Raw genomic sequence first — 18,976 nt, 5'->3', positions numbered from 1 at the left:
GACATCCCCTGACTGCGATCCAGTCTCTCGGATTACGAGAAAACCGTCGGCTCAGATCGGGTTGTTGAACGTGTCGCAGTCCGAAAGCTTGCCGTTCTGGAAGCCTCGCGCCAGCCAGGTCTGCCGCTGCTGCGACGTGCCGTGGTTGAAGCTTTCCGGCACGACGTAGCCCTGCATCTTCTTCTGCAGCGTGTCGTCGCCGATCTGCTTGGCGGCGTTCAGTGCCTCCGCCATGTCGCCCTGTTCCAAGATGCCTTTCTGACCGGTGAAATGCGCCCAGATGCCGGCAAAGCAGTCGGCCTGCAACTCGACCTGCACCGACATGTGGTTGGCGTCCGCTTCGCCCATGCTCTGCCGCATCTGGTTGAATTTGGGCAGGATGCCGACGAGGTTCTGCACATGGTGGCCGACCTCATGCGCGATCACATAGGCCTGTGCGAAATCGCCCGAGGCACCGAACTGCTGATCGAGCTGCTGGAAGAAGGTGGTGTCGAGATAGACTTTGCGATCGTTGGGACAGTAGAATGGTCCGGCCGCTGACGAGGCAGAGCCGCAAGCAGAGCCGATCCGTCCGCTGAACAGGACCAGTTTTGGATCTTGATAGGTCAGGCCCTCGGACTGAAAAATACCGGTCCACGTGTCCTCGGTCTCGGCCAGCACAGTCGACACGAACTGCTTCATCTCGTCGGAGGCGGGCGCACCGGTGCCGCCGCCTTGCGCACCGCTATTGTCGGTGATCTGACCGCCGCCGGGCTGCAAGCCGCTGTTATCGAGGATCTGACTCGGGTCGAAGCCGAAATACCACCCTGCCAGGAAAATCAACCCTACGATGATAATGCCCGACATGCCGCCGCCCGCGCGACCGCCGATCGGGATGCGAAACTGCCCCGGCCCGCCGCCAAGCCCGCCGCTCTGGCCGCGCTCGTCCTCGACATTGTCACTCTGACGACGGCCCTTCCAGAGCATGGCAACCCCCGTGATGCAATTTTCCGGCCGATCGGGCCGTGTCCCGGTTCGATCGGACACGACAACAATTATCTCAACGGTTACGCCAAGTCACAGTATTTTTCGTGCGAACAAGCAATGCTTGCTGACGCTTGCCTGCTCTGGCCGAGACATCGCAAGGTCTGTGCCGTTCACCCTGCTCGTGGGAAGCGAGTCGCGCGAAGAGATACGCTGGCCGTGCTTTTCAGCGGGCGGCGATTATTGCCTTGCGAAAGGCTTCGAGCGTCTCGGCGCTGACATGATGCTCGATGCCCTCGGCGTCGATGCGCGCCGTCTCGGCGCTGACCCCGAGCGAGCGCAGGAAGGCCTCGACCGTCTGGTGGCGAATGCGGCTCTCTTCCGCAACCTTGCGGCCGGCATCGGTCAGGAACACGCCGCGATAAGGCTTCCGGGAGACCAGCCCGTCGGCGCACAGCCGCGTCAGCATTTTCGCGACCGTCGGCTGAGCGACGCCGAGCCGTGCCGCGATATCGACCTGGCGCGCCTCGTTGCCATCCTCGATCAGGTCGGCGATGAGCTCGACATAATCCTCGACCAGCGCGCTGCGGCGCGCTTCACGCGTCTGCCTGAAGCCTTCCGAGTGGATTTCTGCGTCAGGCAGCGGCTTTTCGCGAGGAACCGGTCTTTTCTTCAGCGCCAATACGCGCTCCTCCCGGCAGTTTGAATCGACATTGCGGTCATAACACGGAACCCTATTGGTTCTGGCCGTTTATTTCCATTCGGTGGCCGGCGCAACCGGCGTTCACTGCCGTTCAGGCCGCACGCCAAGCGGCCACAAGAAAAAGCTCAGACAATGAAATATAGCATATTGCATAATGTTCAGCCGTGGCATAGATAAGGAGACAACATCGATCGTTCCAGTGGAAAGCCATTTCATGTCGGAAGCCGAAGCCACCTCAGCCCCCCGGTCCATGTGGCGATTTGCCCGCCCGGAGGACGACGAGCAGCCCAGCCTTCGCGAAGTCAACGCAACGATCGCGGTGCCGCACTCGGGGATCTGGCTTCGCCGGCTGTTCGCCTTCATGGGGCCGGGCTACATGGTTTCGGTCGGCTATATGGATCCGGGCAATTGGGCGACCGACCTCGCCGGCGGGGCCCAATTCGGCTACACGCTGCTTTTCATCATCATGTTGTCGAACCTGATGGCGATCCTGCTGCAGGCACTCGCCGCCCGGCTCGGCATCGCCACCGGCCGCGACCTTGCGCAGGCGTGCCGCGCCTATTATCCGCGACCAGTCAATTTCATGCTTTGGGTCGCTTGCGAACTGGCCATCATCGCCTGCGACCTGGCCGAGGTCATTGGCACGGCGATCGCCTTGCAACTGCTGTTCGGCATTCCGCTGATAGGCGGCGCCATCATCACCGCGCTTGATGCCTTCCTGCTGCTGCTGCTGATGAACAAGGGCTTCCGTTTCCTCGAGGCCTTCATCATAGCGCTTTTGATTATCATCTTCGGCTGCTTCGCCATCCAGATCTTTGCCGCCGCCCCGCCGGTCGGCTCCATCCTGCATGCGATGTTCGTGCCGTCGTCCGAGATCGTCACCAATCCGGCCATGCTCTACATCGCCATCGGCATCATCGGCGCCACGGTGATGCCGCACAATCTCTATCTGCATTCCTCGATCGTGCAGACCCGCGCCTATGAGCGCACCGATCGCGGCAAGCGCGACGCCATCAAATGGGCGACGACCGACTCGACCATCGCGCTGATACTGGCGTTGTTCGTCAATGCTTCCATCCTGATCGTGTCGGCGGTGGCGTTCCACGGCACCGGTCATCATGACGTTGCCGAGATCGGCCAGGCCTTCGAGCTTCTGTCGCCGCTGCTTGGCCTCGGCATCGCTTCCATCCTGTTTGCCGTAGCGCTGCTCGCCTCCGGCCTGAACTCGACGGTGACGGCGACGCTCGCCGGCCAGATCGTGATGGAAGGGTTCTTGCGGCTGCGCATCCCGCAATGGGCGCGCCGCCTGCTGACGCGCGGCATCGCCATCATTCCGGTGGTGGTGGTCACCGCGCTCTATGGCGAGAAGGGAACCGGTCAGTTGCTGGTCTTCAGCCAGGTAATCCTGTCGATGCAGCTCCCCTTCGCTGTCGTACCGCTGGTGCAGTTCGTCTCGGACAAGCGCAAGATGGGCAATTTTGCCATTTCCCGCGCCGTCGCCGTGCTGGCCTGGGTGGTTGCCGCGCTCATCCTGGTGCTCAACTTCAAGCTGCTCTACGATACGGTCGTTGGCTTGGGCTGAGCGTTCTCGGCTCCAAGCTGAGACGATAAGGTCGGCAGTCACCTGCCCCCGGTCCTAGAAATTTGCCGGCCGCTGTCGGACAAATGTCCGTTCGCCCGTCCTTGGCTCGAACTCCGGCCATGACGGCACGGATCAGGGAAAGGGAGCTCCAATGAGGAAGATCATCGCCGCAACATTCGTCAGCCTCGACGGCGTCATGCAGGCGCCTGGCGGCCCGCAAGAGGACCCTGTCGGCGGCTTCAAATTCGGCGGCTGGACGTTTCATTACTGGGACGATGTGATGGGCGCCGCGATGGGCGAGACGTTTTCAAAACCGTTCGCGCTGCTTCTCGGCCGCAAGACTTACGACATCTTTGCCGCCCACTGGCCTTATCAGAAAAATGATCCGATCGCCGACAGCTTCAACGCCGTCACCAAATATGTGGCGACGCACAGGCCGGATTCGCTGTCCTGGCAAAACAGCCAGCCGCTCGGCAGCGATGTCGTGGCGACGTTGCGCCGGATGAAGCAGGAGGACGGCCCCGACCTGCTCATTCAGGGATCGAGCGAGCTGATCCAGACCTTGCTCGCCAATGACCTGATCGACGAGATCAGCCTGCTGATTTTCCCGCTGGTGCTGGGCAAGGGCAAAAAACTGTTCGGCAGCGGCACAATACCCGCCGCCTTCAAGCTGACCCGTTCGCAGGCATCGACCACCGGTGTCATCATGGCGAGCTATGAACGCTCCGGCGAGATCAAGACCGGGTCATTTGCCACGGAGCAGCCGTCCGAAGCCGAGATCGAGCGGCGCAAGAACTGGAAGTAGATGCCGCAGGGCGATCAAGGACGGCTGAACACTGGCCGTCCTTTTTGCTGTTTTTAAGCCGCCTCTCGTCGCCCTGCCAACCCATCGCGGAGGTGGCCCGCGAATGCCAGTGCAGCCGGCGCGACGTCGTGCTTCGGCAAATGCAGATTGATCGAAAAATTCGGCAATGACGGCAGCTCCGGATCGTTGGCCAAAATGTCGAGGTCGACAGGCACGGTCGACGCCAACCAGGTGGTGACGGCCAAGTCCGAACGCACTGTCGCCGTCGTCGCGTCAATGCTGCCGTTTTCGAATACGGTGCGCCATTCCAGCCCATGCTCGTTAAGCGCCTCCAGCACCACCGGGCGGAACGCACAGGTCTCGGCGACCATCGAAACCGGCAAGGGCCGCTTGCCGCGGGCGGCGCCGCCTTTGGCGCCGACCCAGACCAGCCGGTCGACAACAAGGCATTCGCCGGCCGACCGACCGATCGGCTCCTCGATCACCGCGAGCTCGATCGTGCCGGCTGCCAAGGCTGCGGCCAACTCTGGCGACGAAGCACAGACAAGCGAGATCTCGACCTGCGGATAGGCTTCGGCATAGGCCTTCAGCACCGGCGCAAGCAAGGTGCCGACAAGGTCGTACGGCACGCCAAGCCGCACCTGACCGGCAACTGCATCGCCCGCCATCTCCGCCAGGATCTCGTCATTGAGGGAAAGCAGGCGCTTGCCCTTGCCGAATAATCGCTCGCCGGAGCGGGTCAGCCGCAATCCACGCCGGTCGCGCTCGAACAGGCTGCAGCCGAGAACCTCTTCCAAACGCTTGATCTGCTGGCTGACGGCACCTTGCGTCAGATGCAACGCATTGGCTGCTGCCGTCATGCTGGCCTTATCGGCAACGGTGACGAAGGTTCGGATCAGGGCAGTATCGAGATTGCGGAGCATCTGGCCATTATATTTGCTAATACAAACCATAGCAAACATTGCATTTACTGATGAGCCAAACAGCCTACCGTGCAGGCTCCAAAGGAAGCAGCATGTTTGAACCCGTCCTTCCCCTCGTCCTGTTCGCGCTGGTCTCAACCTCAACGCCCGGCATGGCCACGACCTTATCGACGGCGTCCGGTGCGCAGTTCGGCTTTCGCCGCTCTATCCCGCTGATGGCCGGGAGTGCGGCCGGCCTGGCCACGGTGGCTGCGGCAGGTGCTGCCGGGCTTGCCGGTCTGCTGGCCGCCGCCCCTTCGCTTCAACTGGCAATGAAAATGGCCGGTACCCTCTATCTGACGTGGCTTGCCCTCAAGATCGGCCGCAGCGGTCCGCCCAATCTGGACGTGGCCATGGCAAAGCCGAACAGCTTTTTGGGCGGCGCCGGCCTGCAATGGATGAACCCAAAAGGCTGGGCCATGGGGTTGGGAGCGGCGGCATCCTTTGCCGCGCTCGCCAACGGGCCGCTGCAGCTCGCCGTGCTGCTCGGCACGGTCTTCGGTCTTGCAGCGGCCCTATCGCTGGCGGCGTGGTGCGTGGCGGGCACGCTGCTCGCCCGGTTGCTGCGAACCGAGCGGCAGTGGCGCATGCTCAACGCCGTGCTTGGCCTGCTGCTGGCCGCCTCGATCATTCCGATGTGGCGGACAGCGTAAAGTTAGTCTTTAGCTATGTCAGGCAGCGTAACGCGCCGCCGGCTTGCCGGCCAGAAGGCTGCCGAAGAAGCCTTGCCTCGCACCAAGATAGGTTTCCAATCCAGCCGGATCGGAGAGCCCGGGCGCGGTGACGGTTTCGCCCTTGGCCAGGCCGGCAAGCGCCGCATCGACCAGATCGTCGGCCGTCATGACGATCTCTTGCGGCACGTTGGCAATATCGCTTCCGGCGACTTCCCAGAACTCGGTCCGGGTGGCTCCCGGCAGCACGACCTGTACAGCTACCTTGCTATCGGCGACTTCCCGCTGCAAGGCTTCGGTGAAGTTGACGACGTAGGCTTTGGTGCCGCTGTAGATGCCGCCGAACGAGGTATCGAAGGCCAGCACCGATGCGATGTTGACGATGGCGCCGCGGTTGCGGGACAGCAGCCCCGGCAGCACCGCGCGCGTCAGGCGAGTCAGCGCCACGACATTGACCTTGATCATGCGCTCGGCGACATCGGCATCGGCCGTTGCCACCATCTGCGCGCCGCCAAGGCCGGCATTGTTGACCAGCAGCGTCACGCTGTCGTCGCTTGATATCGCCTGCTCGACCCGCCGCAGATCGCCGTCTTCGGCCAGGTCGGCGCTGATGATGCTGACTTTGATACCATACGCGTAGCGGAGCCTCTCCGCCAATTCCTTCAGCCGGTCGGCGCGCCGTGCCACCAACACCAGATCGTAACCTTGGCCGGCGAGCCGGTCGGCATAGACCGCGCCGATGCCGGAGGAGGCGCCGGTGACGACCGCCGTGCCTTTGTCCTGATTGCTCATTGTCTTGTTCCTTCTGGTTCCAACGCCAGAGCCGCAGGGCAACACCCTTGCTTCGACTGGCAGATCATCAATTAATGGTATATGCCACTGTTTTAAAATAGGCATATACCATCATCTTGTCAATCGGCGGGGCAAGGACTATTTCTGGTTCGCATCGAGGGGTTCCTTCCGGTCCCCTCATCGGAAATCCGCCAATGTCCCAAACCACCCTGCCCGGCCTGGCGCTTTGCAACAACGCCGTGTTGCGCCGTGCGACCCGAAAACTCGGCCAGTTCTATGATGATGTGCTCGCGCCCTCGGGCCTGAAGGCCACGCAGCAGGGCCTGCTATACCAGATCCACATCGGCGACGAACCGACGATGGGTGCCATTGCCGCTGCCCTCGTCATGGACCTGTCGGCCCTCGGTCATACTCTGAAGCCACTGATCCGGGACGGCTATATCGAGACCTTCGCCGACCCTGTCGACCGCCGCATCAGGCGCGTCAGGCTGACATCGCAGGGCCGGATCAAGCTCGAAGAAGCCCTGAAGCTGTGGCAAGTCGCTCAGCAGCGCTTCGAGGAGATGTTTGGAAAGGAGCAGGCGGCAAGCCTGCGAGCGGCGCTGGACGAAATCGCCGCGCTCGATTTTGACGTACCGCCGGCCGCGAGTTGAATTATCGGCGGCCGGCAGCCAAGCTCCACTGACAGCCTCATTCGGCCGGCATCGCTACCGGACGCGCCGCCAGATGGCCCGCCAGCACTACGCCCAGACCGATGATCGGGAACGCCGCCGCGACCACGCCGAGGTCGGCCGGTGCGCCATAGCGCAGCACAGCGGCGCCGACCACGGCACCCAGTGCCACGCCGAGATAGAGCGCCGAAGCGTTCAGCGACAGCACGATGGGCGCGGCATCGGGCGCCAGCTTGATAATGCGGCTGGCCTGCGCCGGCGGGAATGCCCAGCCGACGATGCCCCACGGCACCATCATGGCCATGAGCGCCGGCCCGGCGATCTCGCGCGGCAGGAACATCGGGATCAGCGAAAACGTGACCAGCATGGCGGCACTCAGCGCCAGCGACCAGCAGACGGTGCGCGTCGCGCCGAAACGGTCGGCGGCCTGACCGCCGCCGATATTGCCGATGACCGCGCCAATGCCAAAGGCGAGCAGCATTCCGGGAAGCGCGATCGGGTTCAGTCCGCCGCCTTCGATCGCGAGCGGCGCGACAAAGGCAAAGACGGTGAAGGCGCCGATCAGCGCCAGGATCGTCGTCACCAGGATAGGCATGACGCCGGGGCGAAGTGCCGCTGCAAGCCGCATCCGGAGCGGCAGCCTGGTGCCGACGATGCCGCGCGGCAGCCGGTACCACAGGATCGCGCCGGCGAGCGCACCAAGGCCGGCGATGGCAAAGAACGTGCCGCGCCAGCCGGCAACCGTTGCAACGAGCGCGCCGAGCGGTGCTCCGACCGCGACCGCAACCGTAGTGCCGCCGACGACCACGGCAATGGCGCGGGCGCGGTGATGATCGTCGACAAGCGCAACGGCCGTTCCCTGTGCGGTCGCCGCGAACAAGCCTGATGACAGCGCCATGACGATGCGCGCGATCAACAGCAATTCGAAGGAGGAGCTTAGCGCCGCGGCGACGTTGCCCAACACGAAGAACACCAGCGTCCACAGGATGACGCGGCGCCGGTCCCATTCGCCGGTCAGCGTTGCCAGGATCGGCGTGCCGATCGCATAGGCGAGCGCAAACGCGGTGATCAGCGTGCCGGCGAGCGGAACGGAGATGGCGGCATCCTTTGCAATGTCGGGCAAAAGGCTGGAGATGACGAAACCTTCGGTCGAAATCGTGAACGATCCGAGCGCAAGCCAGATGAGGCGCTTATCCATGGCAATTTCCTTAGTTCAAAGGTTATTGAACAATTGGACATAACAGGGCATGATGTCAATAAAGCCGCTGCAAAATAGCCGAACCATCCTGACAGCCCGGTGTCAGGACGGGGCGACGGAACGAAACTATGTGTCCATTAGCCACGAGAGGAGATGCGTTGAAATCGGCTCCGAATGTGCTTAATTCCTGGGCATGACCTTGCCCCATCCCACCGCCGACCAGATCAGCCTGCCGAACGTGCTTGCCGTGCTCGGCGACCCGACGCGACTGGCCATCGTGCGCTATCTCGCCAGCAAAGAGGGCGTTCCGCTGAATTGCAGCCGGTTCCTCGATCTCTGCTCGAAGACCAATCTGAGCTACCATTTGGCCAAGCTGCGTGAGGCCGGCGTCACCCGCACCGAGGCGGTTGGAACCAGCCGGCTGATCACGCTGCGCCGTGACGATCTCGACCGCCGCTTCCCGGGCCTGCTCGACAGCGTGATTGCCGCGGCCGGCGACGCATCGTTGCCGGCGGTTGGCGGCCACGAGATCGAAGTCCGCGCCTGAACGGCCCGAAGCTGGGTTCCGCTCTCGCCCGCTTCGCGAGACGAGCAAAATAGCTTCACCTGCCCTTCAGCCATTCCAATTAACGGAGCCTGCCATGCGCATTGCCGTCCTCGCCGACATCCACGGCAATGTCCTGGCGCTCGACGCCGTGCTCGATGATCTGCGGCAGCTCGGCGGCGCCGACCTCATCGTCAATCTCGGCGATTGCGTTTCCGGCCCGCTCTGGCCGCGCGAGACCATGGAGAGGCTCGAGACGCTCGACCTGCCGACGGTGCGCGGCAATCACGACCGCCGCGTTGCCCGCGACACCGCCGACGAGACCATGTGGCCGTCCGACCGCTACGCGCAGGAACGGCTGACCGCAGGCCAACGCGAGGCGCTATTTGCGCTGCCCCTCACGCTGAAGGTGGCGCCCGGCATACTCGCCTTCCACGCCCGGCCCGACCACGACGAAAAATACCTGACTGACGCGATCCTCGACGGCCGGCTGGTGCGCGCGCCGCTGGCCGCCATCGAACGGCGGCTCGGCGCGATCGATGCCACCTGCCGTATCATGCTTTGTGGACACAGCCACCGCAGCGAGCTGGTCCGCATTCCCGGCGGTCCGGTCATCTTCAACCCGGGCAGCATCGGCTGCCCGGCCTATCACGATGATACGCCGCCGGCGCATGTCTCCGAGCAGGGCTCGCCGCACGCCCGCTACGGCATCGTCGACCTGCATCCTGATCGTTTCGAATCCATCGCCGTCGACTATGACCATGAGGCGGCGGCGTATCAGGCCGAGCAGGCGGGACGGCCCGAATGGGCCCACGCGCTGCGTACCGGCTTCATGCCGGGCTGAGCTTGCTCATCCCGGGCTGAGCCTGCTCATGCCTAGCTGAACGGATGACCGCCTTCGAGCGGCAGAAGTCGCGACCGGTCCAATCTTCAGTCGTCAGACGCCGATCGCTTCGATCGCTTGGCAGGACGTCGGGCGCTGGCCGCCGAAGTCTTGGACGCCAAAGTCTTGGACGTCGAAGTCTTGGTCGCCGAAGCCTTTGGCCGTGACGTCTTGGGCGCTAGTTGCGTTGGGTTGAAACTCTGTGCTGGGGCGGATTCGGAACCGGCCCGAATGTCGGCGTCGCGCACCTGCTGGCCAAAGTTCAGGCCGGTCAGCTCTTCAATCTCGGCCACCGTCGAAAGGAACTCCGATACCCTGGCAATTTCAAGCGGGTCATCGAATGCCTCGGCACGCTCGCCGAACGCTTCGGGCATCACTTCCAAAACCGGCTTCTGGTCCGCCAGCAGCGCGATGGCGCGCAGGCCAGCTTGATCGGACCACAGCGCGATCTTCCAGAACTTCAGCGGAACATGGCTGTCGAAGCGGTAAGGAGGATCGTCCTCGCCGAACACTGGCCCGGCAAACACCGTGACACGGCCTCGCATCGTATAGGCGTTGCGCAGCACATAGGTTTCTACCGCGCGCCATCTCAACTTCCCTTTGGAGCCGGGATGGTTAAGCGAGCTTCCTTGATTGAAGAAGCCGACTTGCGGCGCAGCATTGGTATAAAAGAACGTGTCGCGTTCTGCCGCGACCGCCTCCTGATCGACGCCCCATGCGGGGTCGCCGCGAAGTGTAATATGGCCCTTCTGGAACATTCGAGCGATTCGTTCCTTGGATTTTGCGACAGGAAATCCAGGGACATTCTGGCTCGAATAGAATTCCTGGGTCATCTGCTCGCCAAGGTCGATGCGCCGATCCGGCCGGAAAGCATCGCTGGCTTCCGAACCGGAAATCGACTCCACCCCCAATTCGATAAGCGACGGGTCGTCGATGACCGTCTTGTCCTCACGATTGACCGCCTTGGTGCGGGATCCATCGATATTGCAGGCGGTGACGAAGGCAAGCCTGCGATCGGCGTTCATCAAGATCGAAAAATGATGGTAGCGCAATTCGTGTGGGTCCTCTCCCGGTTTGGCAAGAAGGTTTTTGGCCAACCGGTAGGGTGAATTGGCAACCGTCGGCATTGCCAGGACAAAGCCCGGTATGAAGCCGGGCTCATACCCTCCACGATCGTCGAAATCCTCTGTTTTCCAACCCGCGGCCTCGGCGATGGCCACCTTCCCGGGTTCGCTTGCCGGGCCTTTGCCGTCGTTTCGTCTCGCATCGCCTCCGTCGCAGTCGATCAGCGGCGCCCGGACATTTATCTCGACGGGAAAAGTCCAGGTGACCGAGCCATCGGCATTGTGTCTCGTCGCCGGCGGATTGCGATCCGGTTCCGGCCGCTGCACCGGCCTGTCCGGCACATCTTCGCGAATATCGGCGTTCAGCCGAACTGTCTCGTCCATCATGCGCGGCATGCCGGCCCAAATCGCCAGAGCTTGCGAAACCGCCGATGCCGAGGAGCCCGGCAGCTTGGACTTTCTAGCGCCCAGATCGTCAACGATGGCGCTGATCCGTATGCCTTCGTTGATCTCGCGCGCAAGCGCATAGCCACCTATGCCCGTCACCTCGTGGAACGGGCCGGCCCAATGGTGCAGGGCGATAGGTTCCCATTCATTGTTGAAGACCGGGGATCCGGAAGAACCCTGTTCGGTGTCGGCGACATAGTGCAGGACTTGTACCGTTTCGTCGCGGGCCACCAGCCGGTTTTCACGCAACACCAGTTCCTTGAAGCGGCCATCGGGATGCTGGACGATGTTGGCGATTTCGCCGAGCATATGCTTGTCGCGCGCATCCGACAGCGAGATAAAACCGAACTCCCCCAGTTCCTTTGGACCGGAACGCCGCTCGCCAACCCCGATCAGCGTATAGTCCAGACCCTCTATGCTATCGCTCACGAAACAGGATTCAGGATCGAACAGGAACGTCGTCGGCGTACGCACGGCATTTGCACCGTCCTGCTCATAATCGAACTGGACCTGGAAGCGCCGGGAATCCGCCGGCGACGAAATCACATGGTTGTTTGTGAGGAACAGCCTTGGCCCGACCAGAAAACCCGATCCTTGTGGATTGCCGTTGAGAAAGGCAACGCGGCCAACCGCATCGGCAGCACGGCGCCCACGCTCGAGGAATGCGACCCCGATGAAATCGAGCGTTGGGCCGAGAATTGCCTCCGGCCCTGGCTGTTTGGCGGCGGCCTTTCTTTCCCCGGCAGACCTCATGTCGATCGCTGCCGATATCATCTCCGCTTCGGTGCGGCTGAGCGACGCCTTTACCTGCAACCTGTCGAGGCGCCTGGAGAGGGTCTGTTCGGCGGCCAGCGGATTGCCGTTGGCGATGTGACCAAGTGAAGCCTCAATCTCGGCGCGCGTTTTCTTGATACGCTGGCGAACTATGTTTTCCACCTGCGCAAATATTTCAAGGTCGACCATATTGCCCTCCTCAACCTTACTTGAGAGAGTGCATATTTACATGAAATGTGCAATATTTTGCCGGCTGTTAGTTCACGGAAGTGGCCTGGTCGCGATTCAACACGCGGCACCTTTTCGGGCTTACACAGCGCCGTCTCGTCGCCTATAAAAACCGGCTGGCGTGCGATGGCGCTTTCGTGCCTGGCCGCGCCTTCGGCAATTGAACCTACCGCCCATGGCAGATGATTAGGCGCACAGTAACACTCCCGACGACGCTGCTTGCGGTGATCGCCGCTCCGCTGATGCTGGCGGAGTTGCCGGCCAACGGCCAGGAGCCGGAGCCCATCATCTCGATTGTGACGGGTCTCGCTCCGGATGACCTCCTGAACGTGCGCGCCACGGCGTCGGCCATGGGCAAGATCGAGGCGCGGCTGCCGAGTGGTTCGAGCGTGAAAAATCTCGGCTGCGGCGACGTCAGCGGCTACAAGTGGTGCAAGGTTGAAGACATTGACGACCCGAAGCTGAGCGGATGGGCTCCCGCACGCTACCTCGACCCTCTCAATCCCCAGCAAGTGACGCCCCAGGCGGCGGTCGATACGGAGAACCCTGCCTCTCAACCGCTGCCCGATCTGACAACGCGTCTCGGCGCAACCGGTCCCGAAACGACGCTGAACTCCGCTGACGCAATCGGCAGGGTGGCGATCGAGGATGCTTACCGCCTGGCCCTGGCCGGTGGAAACCCCACGACTGGACAGGTTGATGGATCGCCGCCCGCGGCAGCGGGTCCCGTCCAGAATTTCGGCGCGGCCAACGCGGCGCCCCCGGCCGACGCACAGACCGTTGCGCGGCTTCAGCCGCCGGGGACACCGGTACCCGGTGCCGGCAACGCCATCCCCTGTGCGCGCTATCTCGGCCAGCCGATGACCAGCTGCAAGGCAGGCGTGGTGCGCACCGGCGACAAGACCGACGTGACCGTGACCTGGCCCGATGGCGGCACGCGCATCATCAGCTTCAAGGCCGGCAAGCCGGCCGGTGCGGACGCACCCGGCGAATTCCGCTTCACCCGCGAAGGCAGCCTGAACATGATCCGCGTCGGTGCTTCCGAACGCTTCGAGATTACGGACCAGTTGGCGCTGGGGATAGTGATAAGGGGAATAAGGCAGTAGGGCAGTAGGGCAATATGTTTAAAGGGCGCTCGAACCTCTGCCCTACTGCCCTACTGCCCTACTGCCCTACTGCCCTACTGCCCTACTGCCCTACTGCCCTACTGCCCTACTGCCCTACTGCCTGCCATTTTAGGGGCTTACATCCGGCAAAACTCTTCCCTATAAGGCCCTCCTAGCCTGATACCAGAATCGCGCGCGCAACCGGCCGGGTCATCCCGTCCGGCTTTTTGTGCAAGCCGCCCGCCGAAACGGACCCTCGACATGCCAAGACGCACTGACATCAAGTCGATCCTGATCATCGGGGCCGGCCCCATCGTCATCGGCCAGGCCTGCGAATTCGACTATTCCGGCACCCAGGCCTGCAAGGCGCTGAAGGAAGAGGGTTTTCGCGTCATCCTGGTCAACTCCAATCCGGCCACCATCATGACCGATCCGGAGCTGGCCGACGCCACGTACATCGAGCCGATCACGCCCGAAGTGGTGGCCAAGATCATCGCCAAGGAGCGGCCGGACGCGCTGCTGCCGACCATGGGCGGCCAGACCGCGCTCAACACCGCTCTGTCGCTGCGCCGCATGGGCGTGCTCGACCGCTATCAGGTCGAGATGATCGGCGCCGACGCCACCGCAATCGACAAGGCCGAGGACCGCGCGCTGTTTCGCGAGGCGATGAACAAGATCGGCCTGGAAACGCCGAAGTCGATGCTGGCCAACGCCACCGACGTCAAGAATGCCGACCGCAAGACGCACGAGGCCGAGCGCGCCGCGCTGAAGGCCGAGAAGCCCGAAAATCTCGACGCCGCGCTCGATGCTCTGGAAACGCGCTGGAACCTCGGTGAGGGCGACCGCAAGCAGCGCTATATCAGCCATGCCATGGCGATTGCAGCACAAGCGCTCGACCATGTCGGCCTGCCCGCAATTATCCGCCCCTCCTTCACTATGGGCGGCACCGGCGGCGGCATCGCCTACAACCGCGCCGAATTCTTCGAGATCGTCCAGTCCGGCCTCGACGCCTCGCCGACCACCGAAGTGCTGATCGAGGAGAGCGTGCTCGGCTGGAAGGAGTATGAGATGGAGGTTGTCCGTGACAAGGCCGACAATTGCATCATCGTCTGCTCGATCGAGAACATCGACCCGATGGGCGTGCATACGGGCGATTCGATCACCGTCGCCCCTGCGCTGACGCTGACCGACAAGGAATACCAGATGATGCGCAACGCCTCGATCGCGGTGCTGCGCGAGATCGGCGTCGAGACCGGCGGCTCCAACGTGCAGTTCGCCGTCAACCCGGCCGACGGCCGCCTGGTGGTGATCGAGATGAACCCGCGCGTCTCGCGCTCGTCGGCGCTCGCCTCCAAGGCGACCGGTTTTCCGATCGCCAAGATCGCCGCCAAGCTCGCCGTCGGCTACACGCTGGACGAGCTTGAGAACGACATCACCGGCGGAGCAACGCCGGCCTCGTTCGAGCCGAGCATCGACTATGTCGTGACAAAAATCCCGCGCTTTGCCTTCGAGAAGTTTCCCGGCGCCGAGCCGGTGCTGACCACCTCGATGAAGTCGGTCGGCGAGGTCATGGCCATCGGCCGCACCTTCCAGGAATCGCTGCAGAAAGCGCTGCGCGGGCTGGAGACCGGCCTGACTGGTCTGGACGAGATCGAGATCCCCGGCATCGGCCATGGGACGACAGCTGCCAGCCATGTCGATGACCGCAACGCCATTCGCGCCGCGCTGGGCACGCCGACGCCGGACCGGCTGCGCATGGTGGCGCAAGCGATCCGCATGGGCACCTCGCTGGAAGACGTGCACGCGATGTGCAAGATCGACCCGTGGTTCCTCGAACAGATCGCCGGCATTCTCGACATGGAAGCCCGCATCCGCGAGCACGGAATTCCCGAGGACGCCGCCAATCTGCGCATGCTGAAGGCGATGGGTTTTTCGGACGCCCGCCTCGCCTCCCTGGTCAGGAAGGATGTCGAAGAGGTCCAGAAGATACGCGACAAGCTCGACGTTCATCCCGTCTACAAGCGTATCGACACTTGCGCCGCCGAGTTCGCCTCGCCCACCGCCTACATGTATTCGACCTATGAGGTTCCCTTCGCCGGCGCGCTCGCCAACGAGGCGCAGGTCTCGTCGCGCAAAAAGGTCGTCATCCTCGGCGGCGGCCCCAACCGCATCGGCCAGGGCATCGAGTTCGACTATTGCTGCTGCCATGCCGCCTTTGCGCTGCGCGACGCCGGCCTCGAGGCGATCATGATCAACTGCAACCCCGAGACCGTGTCGACCGACTACGACACCTCGGACCGGCTCTATTTCGAGCCGCTGACGCCGGAGGACGTGCTGGAGATCCTGCGCGCCGAGCAGGCGTCGGGCGAACTGGTCGGCGTCATCGTCCAGTTCGGCGGCCAGACGCCGCTGAAGCTGGCGGATGCGCTGGAGAAGGCCGGCATCCCGATCCTCGGCACCTCGCCCGACATGATCGATCTGGCCGAGGACCGCGACCGCTTCCAGAAGCTGCTGCACAAGCTCGGCCTCAGCCAGCCGAAGAACGGCATTGCCTATTCGGTCGAGCAGGCCCGCCTCGTCGCCGGCGAGCTCGGCTTCCCGCTGGTGGTGCGCCCGTCGTACGTGCTCGGCGGCCGCGCCATGCAGATCATCCACGACGAGAGCATGCTGCAGTCCTATCTGCTCGACACCGTGCCCGGCCTGGTACCGGAGGACATCAAGCAGAAATACCCCAACGACAAGACCGGCCAGATCAACACGCTGCTCGGCAAGAACCCGCTTCTGTTCGATACCTATCTGTCGGGCGCCATCGAGGTCGATGTCGATTGTCTCTGCGACGGCAGGTCGACCTACGTCTCCGGCATATTGGAGCACATCGAGGAGGCCGGCATCCACTCGGGCGACTCGGCCTGCTCGCTGCCGGTGCACTCGCTGCCATCGGAGCTCGTCGACGAACTCGAGCGCCAGACGGCAGCGCTGGCCCGTGCGCTCAATGTCGGCGGGCTGATGAACGTGCAGTACGCGATCAAGGACGGCACCGTCTATGTGCTGGAGGTCAACCCGCGCGCATCGCGCACCGTGCCCTTCGTCGCCAAGACCATTGGGCGGCCGATCGCAAAGATCGCCGCCCGCATCATGGCCGGCGAAAGCCTGGAAGACGCCTTCGCCCATTACGGCGCCATGCCCGACCCGCGCAACCCCGGCCACATCGCCGTCAAGGAAGCGGTATTCCCGTTCGCCCGCTTCCCCGGCGTCGACATATTGCTCGGCCCGGAAATGCGCTCGACCGGCGAGGTCATGGGCCTCGACCGCGACTTCGCGCTGGCCTTCGCCAAGAGCCAACTGGGGGCGGGTGTTGATCTCCCCCGCGCGGGCACGCTGTTTGTCTCGGTGCGCGACGAGGACAAGAAAGGCATCCTGCCGGCGGTGAAACGTCTCGCCGGCCAGGGTTTCAAAGTGCTCGCCACCTCAGGCACCGCCCGCTTCCTCGCCGAGAACGGCGTCGTCGCCGAAAAGATAAACAAGGTGCTGGAAGGCCGCCCGCACATCGAGGACGCCATCCGCAACCGCCAGGTCCAGATCGTCTTCAACACCACGGACGGCCAGAAAGCGGTGTCGGACTCCAAATCGCTGCGCCGGGCGACGCTGATGCAGAAAGTGCCGTATTACACGACGCTGTCGGGTGCGGCCGCGGTTGCGGAGGCTATTGCGGCGTTGAAGGCTGGGAGCCTCGAGGTTCGGCCGCTGCAGGAGTATTTTGCCTGACTGATCGAAAGAACTCCGTCGAATTTGCCGTATGTTGGAGGTCGATAGAATATCAAACGACAACTAATCGATGGAACTCGTTTCCGGAACCAATGATATTGATGGCGCTGAACATTTCTTGTCCGAATCGGTAGTCCTCTCGTTTATATCCTTCGTTGTCCTGAATTTGCTTTTCTAAAACAGCAGGATCCTGACCCGACATTTCCAAGAAATTCTCATACATATTTATAAGATTTTCAACCGCCCCACGAGAATCTTTAAGTCTGTCTCTATCCCTGAGCGAAAAAAGCCGTTCAAGCGGGGTCAGAGAGCACATTTCCATAGCGTCTTCCTGAGTGACCGTGTTTTTAAGCTTATAAATCGAGAGGAGATAAATTATTGCCGAGTAGCATGTCAAAATTCGACTATGCTTTAGCTTATAGTTTTTTACCTTCTTTTTTATCCGAAGATCCCCAGTTAGCTTTCTTGTCCTTGCTTCGTAATTAATACAAAATGTCCTCCAAAGTCTAATTATATCATTTGTAAAATATGCAGGAATAAACTTATTTTTATAACGATCAAAGTCGACCCAGTAGGCCTCAACGATCTCTTTTTTTATAGTGTTAAATATATCTTCGCCAACTATCGGCCTTGCTTCTAGGAGCATAAGCAGTCGAGTTGTGAACGTGTTATCAGAGTCATCAATTGGCGAGCCGATCTCATTTACCAAGCCATGACTTGTGAACTTACCCAGGTACTTTCCATCGCCATCGATCTCTGGAAGACTTAAGCGTTCCACGCTCGAAATAATCTCGGATTTCAACCTTATCTCTTGGAGAAGCGAGAGCTTACTCTTTCCACTAGCGTCGGACAGAGCCACGATACAAGGATCCAGATCACTGTGATCACTTGCCTCAAGTCTGCCAAAGGACCCGCTGGCGAACACACAGGCTTTTCTAGCTGCTATTTTCTGTGCGGGTGAGAGCTCCTGTTTCAGTTCTCCCATACGACGAAGCGAGTAGTTCCTTCGATCATCGATTACCCCCATTTATCCCCTCCCACTCGAATATATTGGCGAATATCTCCGCCTGCTCAATTGCGTCATCGATGGCATGATGCGTATGCTTTTTTGAAGAAGCCAAATTAATAGGTAAATGAGACCTCCCTGCTTCTGCAATAGGCGTTGCCGACTTAACTGCAAACGCCGTCTTGATGTCAAAGCAACGAGAGTAATCAAAGGGCGAACCTCGATTTGAGTATTTCATAAAATACCAGTATAACCAGTTCCAATCAAAGCTTAGAGGGTATGCGACCAGCACTGGATATGCGTCTTCAGAAATTGATTTAATCCAGATAAAGGCATCCGACATCGCTCGTACAGGATCATCTCCATCAATGACGAGCCTATTTCTATCAAGTCCGTTTATTTTTAGTGCCTCAATCTGAAACTCATCTGAAATAGGGGATAGTTCCCTGTAAAAAACTTGGTCATAACTGACAGGTCGCTCAAAACGCTCGCCATCGTACCTTCCGGCATACACGATTGCGAATGACAGCATCGAAAACGGGCCGGGTATCGGGCCGTCTGTCTCCACGTCTGCCGAGAAATACACATCTGTACGACGCAAAGGGATCGTTCTCGGCGCCAAATCAGGATCGACGTTCTGGCGCATGGCGCCATGGGATTTTAAAATCAATTCATCACCAGAGGCTGTAAGCTGTTTCATACTCGGCGAGTTAACACCGAGGAAGTGCACCGGTGCACAAACTATCGCTACTAGGTATCAGATACCAGCAGGCATTTGGCCCTAGCTGCGCGTAGCCTTCCTCGGCCTCTGC

General features: G+C 61.4%; 16 protein-coding genes. 8 read left to right on the top strand and 8 right to left on the bottom strand.

The features are described 5' to 3' along the window. Positions 1–51: 51 nt before the first annotated feature. A complete protein-coding gene (gene ypfJ, locus NKI41_RS14265; protein ID WP_352683608.1) occupies positions 52–966 on the bottom strand; it encodes a KPN_02809 family neutral zinc metallopeptidase in 915 nt (304 codons plus the stop codon). A 223-nt stretch (positions 967–1,189) separates the two neighbouring features. Further along, positions 1,190–1,645 carry a manganese-binding transcriptional regulator MntR gene (mntR, locus tag NKI41_RS14260; RefSeq protein ID WP_023678308.1) on the bottom strand — a complete coding sequence of 152 codons (456 nt, stop codon included), beginning with the start codon at positions 1,643–1,645 and terminating at the stop codon, positions 1,190–1,192. 235 nt (positions 1,646–1,880) lie between these two features. Here mntR and NKI41_RS14255 point away from each other — a divergent pair, with 235 nt between their 5' ends. Both NKI41_RS14255 and NKI41_RS14250 read left to right on the top strand, forming a co-directional pair. Continuing rightward, entirely contained in the window at positions 1,881–3,248 is a 1,368-nt protein-coding gene (locus tag NKI41_RS14255) for an Nramp family divalent metal transporter (RefSeq protein ID WP_352473938.1), read from the top strand. 151 nt (positions 3,249–3,399) lie between these two features. Further along, positions 3,400–4,053 carry a dihydrofolate reductase family protein gene (locus NKI41_RS14250; RefSeq protein ID WP_352683606.1) on the top strand — a complete coding sequence of 218 codons (654 nt, stop codon included), beginning with the start codon at positions 3,400–3,402 and terminating at the stop codon, positions 4,051–4,053. Between the two features lie 53 nt (positions 4,054–4,106). Here NKI41_RS14250 and NKI41_RS14245 read toward each other — a convergent pair whose 3' ends face one another. Further along, entirely contained in the window at positions 4,107–4,976 is an 870-nt protein-coding gene (locus tag NKI41_RS14245) for a LysR family transcriptional regulator (protein ID WP_352683604.1), read from the bottom strand. Positions 4,977–5,068: 92 nt separating this feature from the next. On the opposite strand from NKI41_RS14245, the gene NKI41_RS14240 reads away from it, so the two are divergent. Further along, positions 5,069–5,668, top strand: a complete 600-nt coding sequence (locus tag NKI41_RS14240) for a LysE family translocator (protein WP_352683602.1) — start codon at positions 5,069–5,071, stop codon at positions 5,666–5,668. Between the two features lie 18 nt (positions 5,669–5,686). Here the strand turns inward: NKI41_RS14240 and NKI41_RS14235 are convergent, their stop codons facing one another. After that, positions 5,687–6,478 carry an SDR family NAD(P)-dependent oxidoreductase gene (locus NKI41_RS14235; RefSeq protein ID WP_352683601.1) on the bottom strand — a complete coding sequence of 264 codons (792 nt, stop codon included), beginning with the start codon at positions 6,476–6,478 and terminating at the stop codon, positions 5,687–5,689. Between the two features lie 194 nt (positions 6,479–6,672). On the opposite strand from NKI41_RS14235, the gene NKI41_RS14230 reads away from it, so the two are divergent. Next, positions 6,673–7,131: a MarR family winged helix-turn-helix transcriptional regulator gene (locus NKI41_RS14230; RefSeq protein ID WP_352683599.1), complete on the top strand. Its 459-nt coding sequence runs from the start codon at positions 6,673–6,675 to the stop codon at positions 7,129–7,131. Positions 7,132–7,168: 37 nt separating this feature from the next. Here the strand turns inward: NKI41_RS14230 and NKI41_RS14225 are convergent, their stop codons facing one another. Continuing rightward, positions 7,169–8,347 carry an MFS transporter gene (locus NKI41_RS14225; protein WP_352683598.1) on the bottom strand — a complete coding sequence of 393 codons (1,179 nt, stop codon included), beginning with the start codon at positions 8,345–8,347 and terminating at the stop codon, positions 7,169–7,171. Positions 8,348–8,540: 193 nt separating this feature from the next. Between NKI41_RS14225 and NKI41_RS14220 the strand changes: the two genes are divergently transcribed. Both NKI41_RS14220 and NKI41_RS14215 read left to right on the top strand, forming a co-directional pair. Further along, on the top strand, positions 8,541–8,894 hold the full coding sequence (locus NKI41_RS14220) for an ArsR/SmtB family transcription factor (protein ID WP_352457526.1): 354 nt from the start codon (positions 8,541–8,543) through the stop codon (positions 8,892–8,894). Between the two features lie 94 nt (positions 8,895–8,988). Continuing rightward, complete coding sequence (locus NKI41_RS14215; protein WP_352683595.1) at positions 8,989–9,735, top strand: metallophosphoesterase family protein; 747 nt, start codon at positions 8,989–8,991, stop codon at positions 9,733–9,735. Between the two features lie 86 nt (positions 9,736–9,821). On the opposite strand, the gene NKI41_RS14210 is transcribed toward NKI41_RS14215, so the two are convergent. Continuing rightward, complete coding sequence (locus NKI41_RS14210; RefSeq protein WP_352683593.1) at positions 9,822–12,248, bottom strand: DNA/RNA non-specific endonuclease; 2,427 nt, start codon at positions 12,246–12,248, stop codon at positions 9,822–9,824. A 263-nt stretch (positions 12,249–12,511) separates the two neighbouring features. On the opposite strand from NKI41_RS14210, the gene NKI41_RS14205 reads away from it, so the two are divergent. Further along, a complete protein-coding gene (locus NKI41_RS14205) occupies positions 12,512–13,393 on the top strand; it encodes an SH3 domain-containing protein (protein ID WP_352683591.1) in 882 nt (293 codons plus the stop codon). A gap of 261 nt (positions 13,394–13,654) precedes the next feature. Next, positions 13,655–17,158: a carbamoyl-phosphate synthase large subunit gene (carB, locus tag NKI41_RS14200; RefSeq protein ID WP_352683588.1), complete on the top strand. Its 3,504-nt coding sequence runs from the start codon at positions 13,655–13,657 to the stop codon at positions 17,156–17,158. Positions 17,159–17,210: 52 nt separating this feature from the next. On the opposite strand, the gene NKI41_RS14195 is transcribed toward carB, so the two are convergent. Both NKI41_RS14195 and NKI41_RS14190 read right to left on the bottom strand, forming a co-directional pair. Then, positions 17,211–18,185, bottom strand: a complete 975-nt coding sequence (locus NKI41_RS14195) for a hypothetical protein (RefSeq protein ID WP_352683586.1) — start codon at positions 18,183–18,185, stop codon at positions 17,211–17,213. Continuing rightward, entirely contained in the window at positions 18,169–18,864 is a 696-nt protein-coding gene (locus NKI41_RS14190) for a 3'-5' exonuclease family protein (RefSeq protein WP_352683583.1), read from the bottom strand. Before NKI41_RS14190 ends, NKI41_RS14195 begins: the two co-directional genes overlap by 17 nt. Positions 18,865–18,976 lie beyond the last annotated feature (112 nt).

Source organism: Mesorhizobium sp. M0601 (assembly GCF_040320845.1).
Classification (GTDB): Bacteria; Pseudomonadota; Alphaproteobacteria; order Rhizobiales; family Rhizobiaceae; genus Mesorhizobium.
Note: the sequence above shows the minus strand (reverse complement) of the source record. Positions and strands in the feature narration are given on the sequence as shown.

Excerpts from the sequence above, each read along its gene's own strand:
- NKI41_RS14215 (WP_352683595.1), top strand. The coding sequence starts at position 8,989 with ATGCGCATTGCCGTCCTCGCCGACATCCACGGCAATGTCCTGGCGCTC.
- NKI41_RS14250 (WP_352683606.1), top strand. The coding sequence starts at position 3,400 with ATGAGGAAGATCATCGCCGCAACATTCGTCAGCCTCGACGGCGTCATG.
- NKI41_RS14210 (WP_352683593.1), bottom strand. The coding sequence starts at position 12,248 with ATGGTCGACCTTGAAATATTTGCGCAGGTGGAAAACATAGTTCGCCAG.
- carB (WP_352683588.1), top strand. The coding sequence starts at position 13,655 with ATGCCAAGACGCACTGACATCAAGTCGATCCTGATCATCGGGGCCGGC.
- NKI41_RS14245 (WP_352683604.1), bottom strand. The coding sequence starts at position 4,976 with ATGCTCCGCAATCTCGATACTGCCCTGATCCGAACCTTCGTCACCGTT.
- NKI41_RS14235 (WP_352683601.1), bottom strand. The coding sequence starts at position 6,478 with ATGAGCAATCAGGACAAAGGCACGGCGGTCGTCACCGGCGCCTCCTCC.
- ypfJ (WP_352683608.1), bottom strand. The coding sequence starts at position 966 with ATGCTCTGGAAGGGCCGTCGTCAGAGTGACAATGTCGAGGACGAGCGC.
- NKI41_RS14230 (WP_352683599.1), top strand. The coding sequence starts at position 6,673 with ATGTCCCAAACCACCCTGCCCGGCCTGGCGCTTTGCAACAACGCCGTG.
- NKI41_RS14220 (WP_352457526.1), top strand. The coding sequence starts at position 8,541 with ATGACCTTGCCCCATCCCACCGCCGACCAGATCAGCCTGCCGAACGTG.
- NKI41_RS14225 (WP_352683598.1), bottom strand. The coding sequence starts at position 8,347 with ATGGATAAGCGCCTCATCTGGCTTGCGCTCGGATCGTTCACGATTTCG.
- NKI41_RS14190 (WP_352683583.1), bottom strand. The coding sequence starts at position 18,864 with ATGAAACAGCTTACAGCCTCTGGTGATGAATTGATTTTAAAATCCCAT.
- NKI41_RS14240 (WP_352683602.1), top strand. The coding sequence starts at position 5,069 with ATGTTTGAACCCGTCCTTCCCCTCGTCCTGTTCGCGCTGGTCTCAACC.
- NKI41_RS14255 (WP_352473938.1), top strand. The coding sequence starts at position 1,881 with ATGTCGGAAGCCGAAGCCACCTCAGCCCCCCGGTCCATGTGGCGATTT.
- NKI41_RS14195 (WP_352683586.1), bottom strand. The coding sequence starts at position 18,185 with ATGGGGGTAATCGATGATCGAAGGAACTACTCGCTTCGTCGTATGGGA.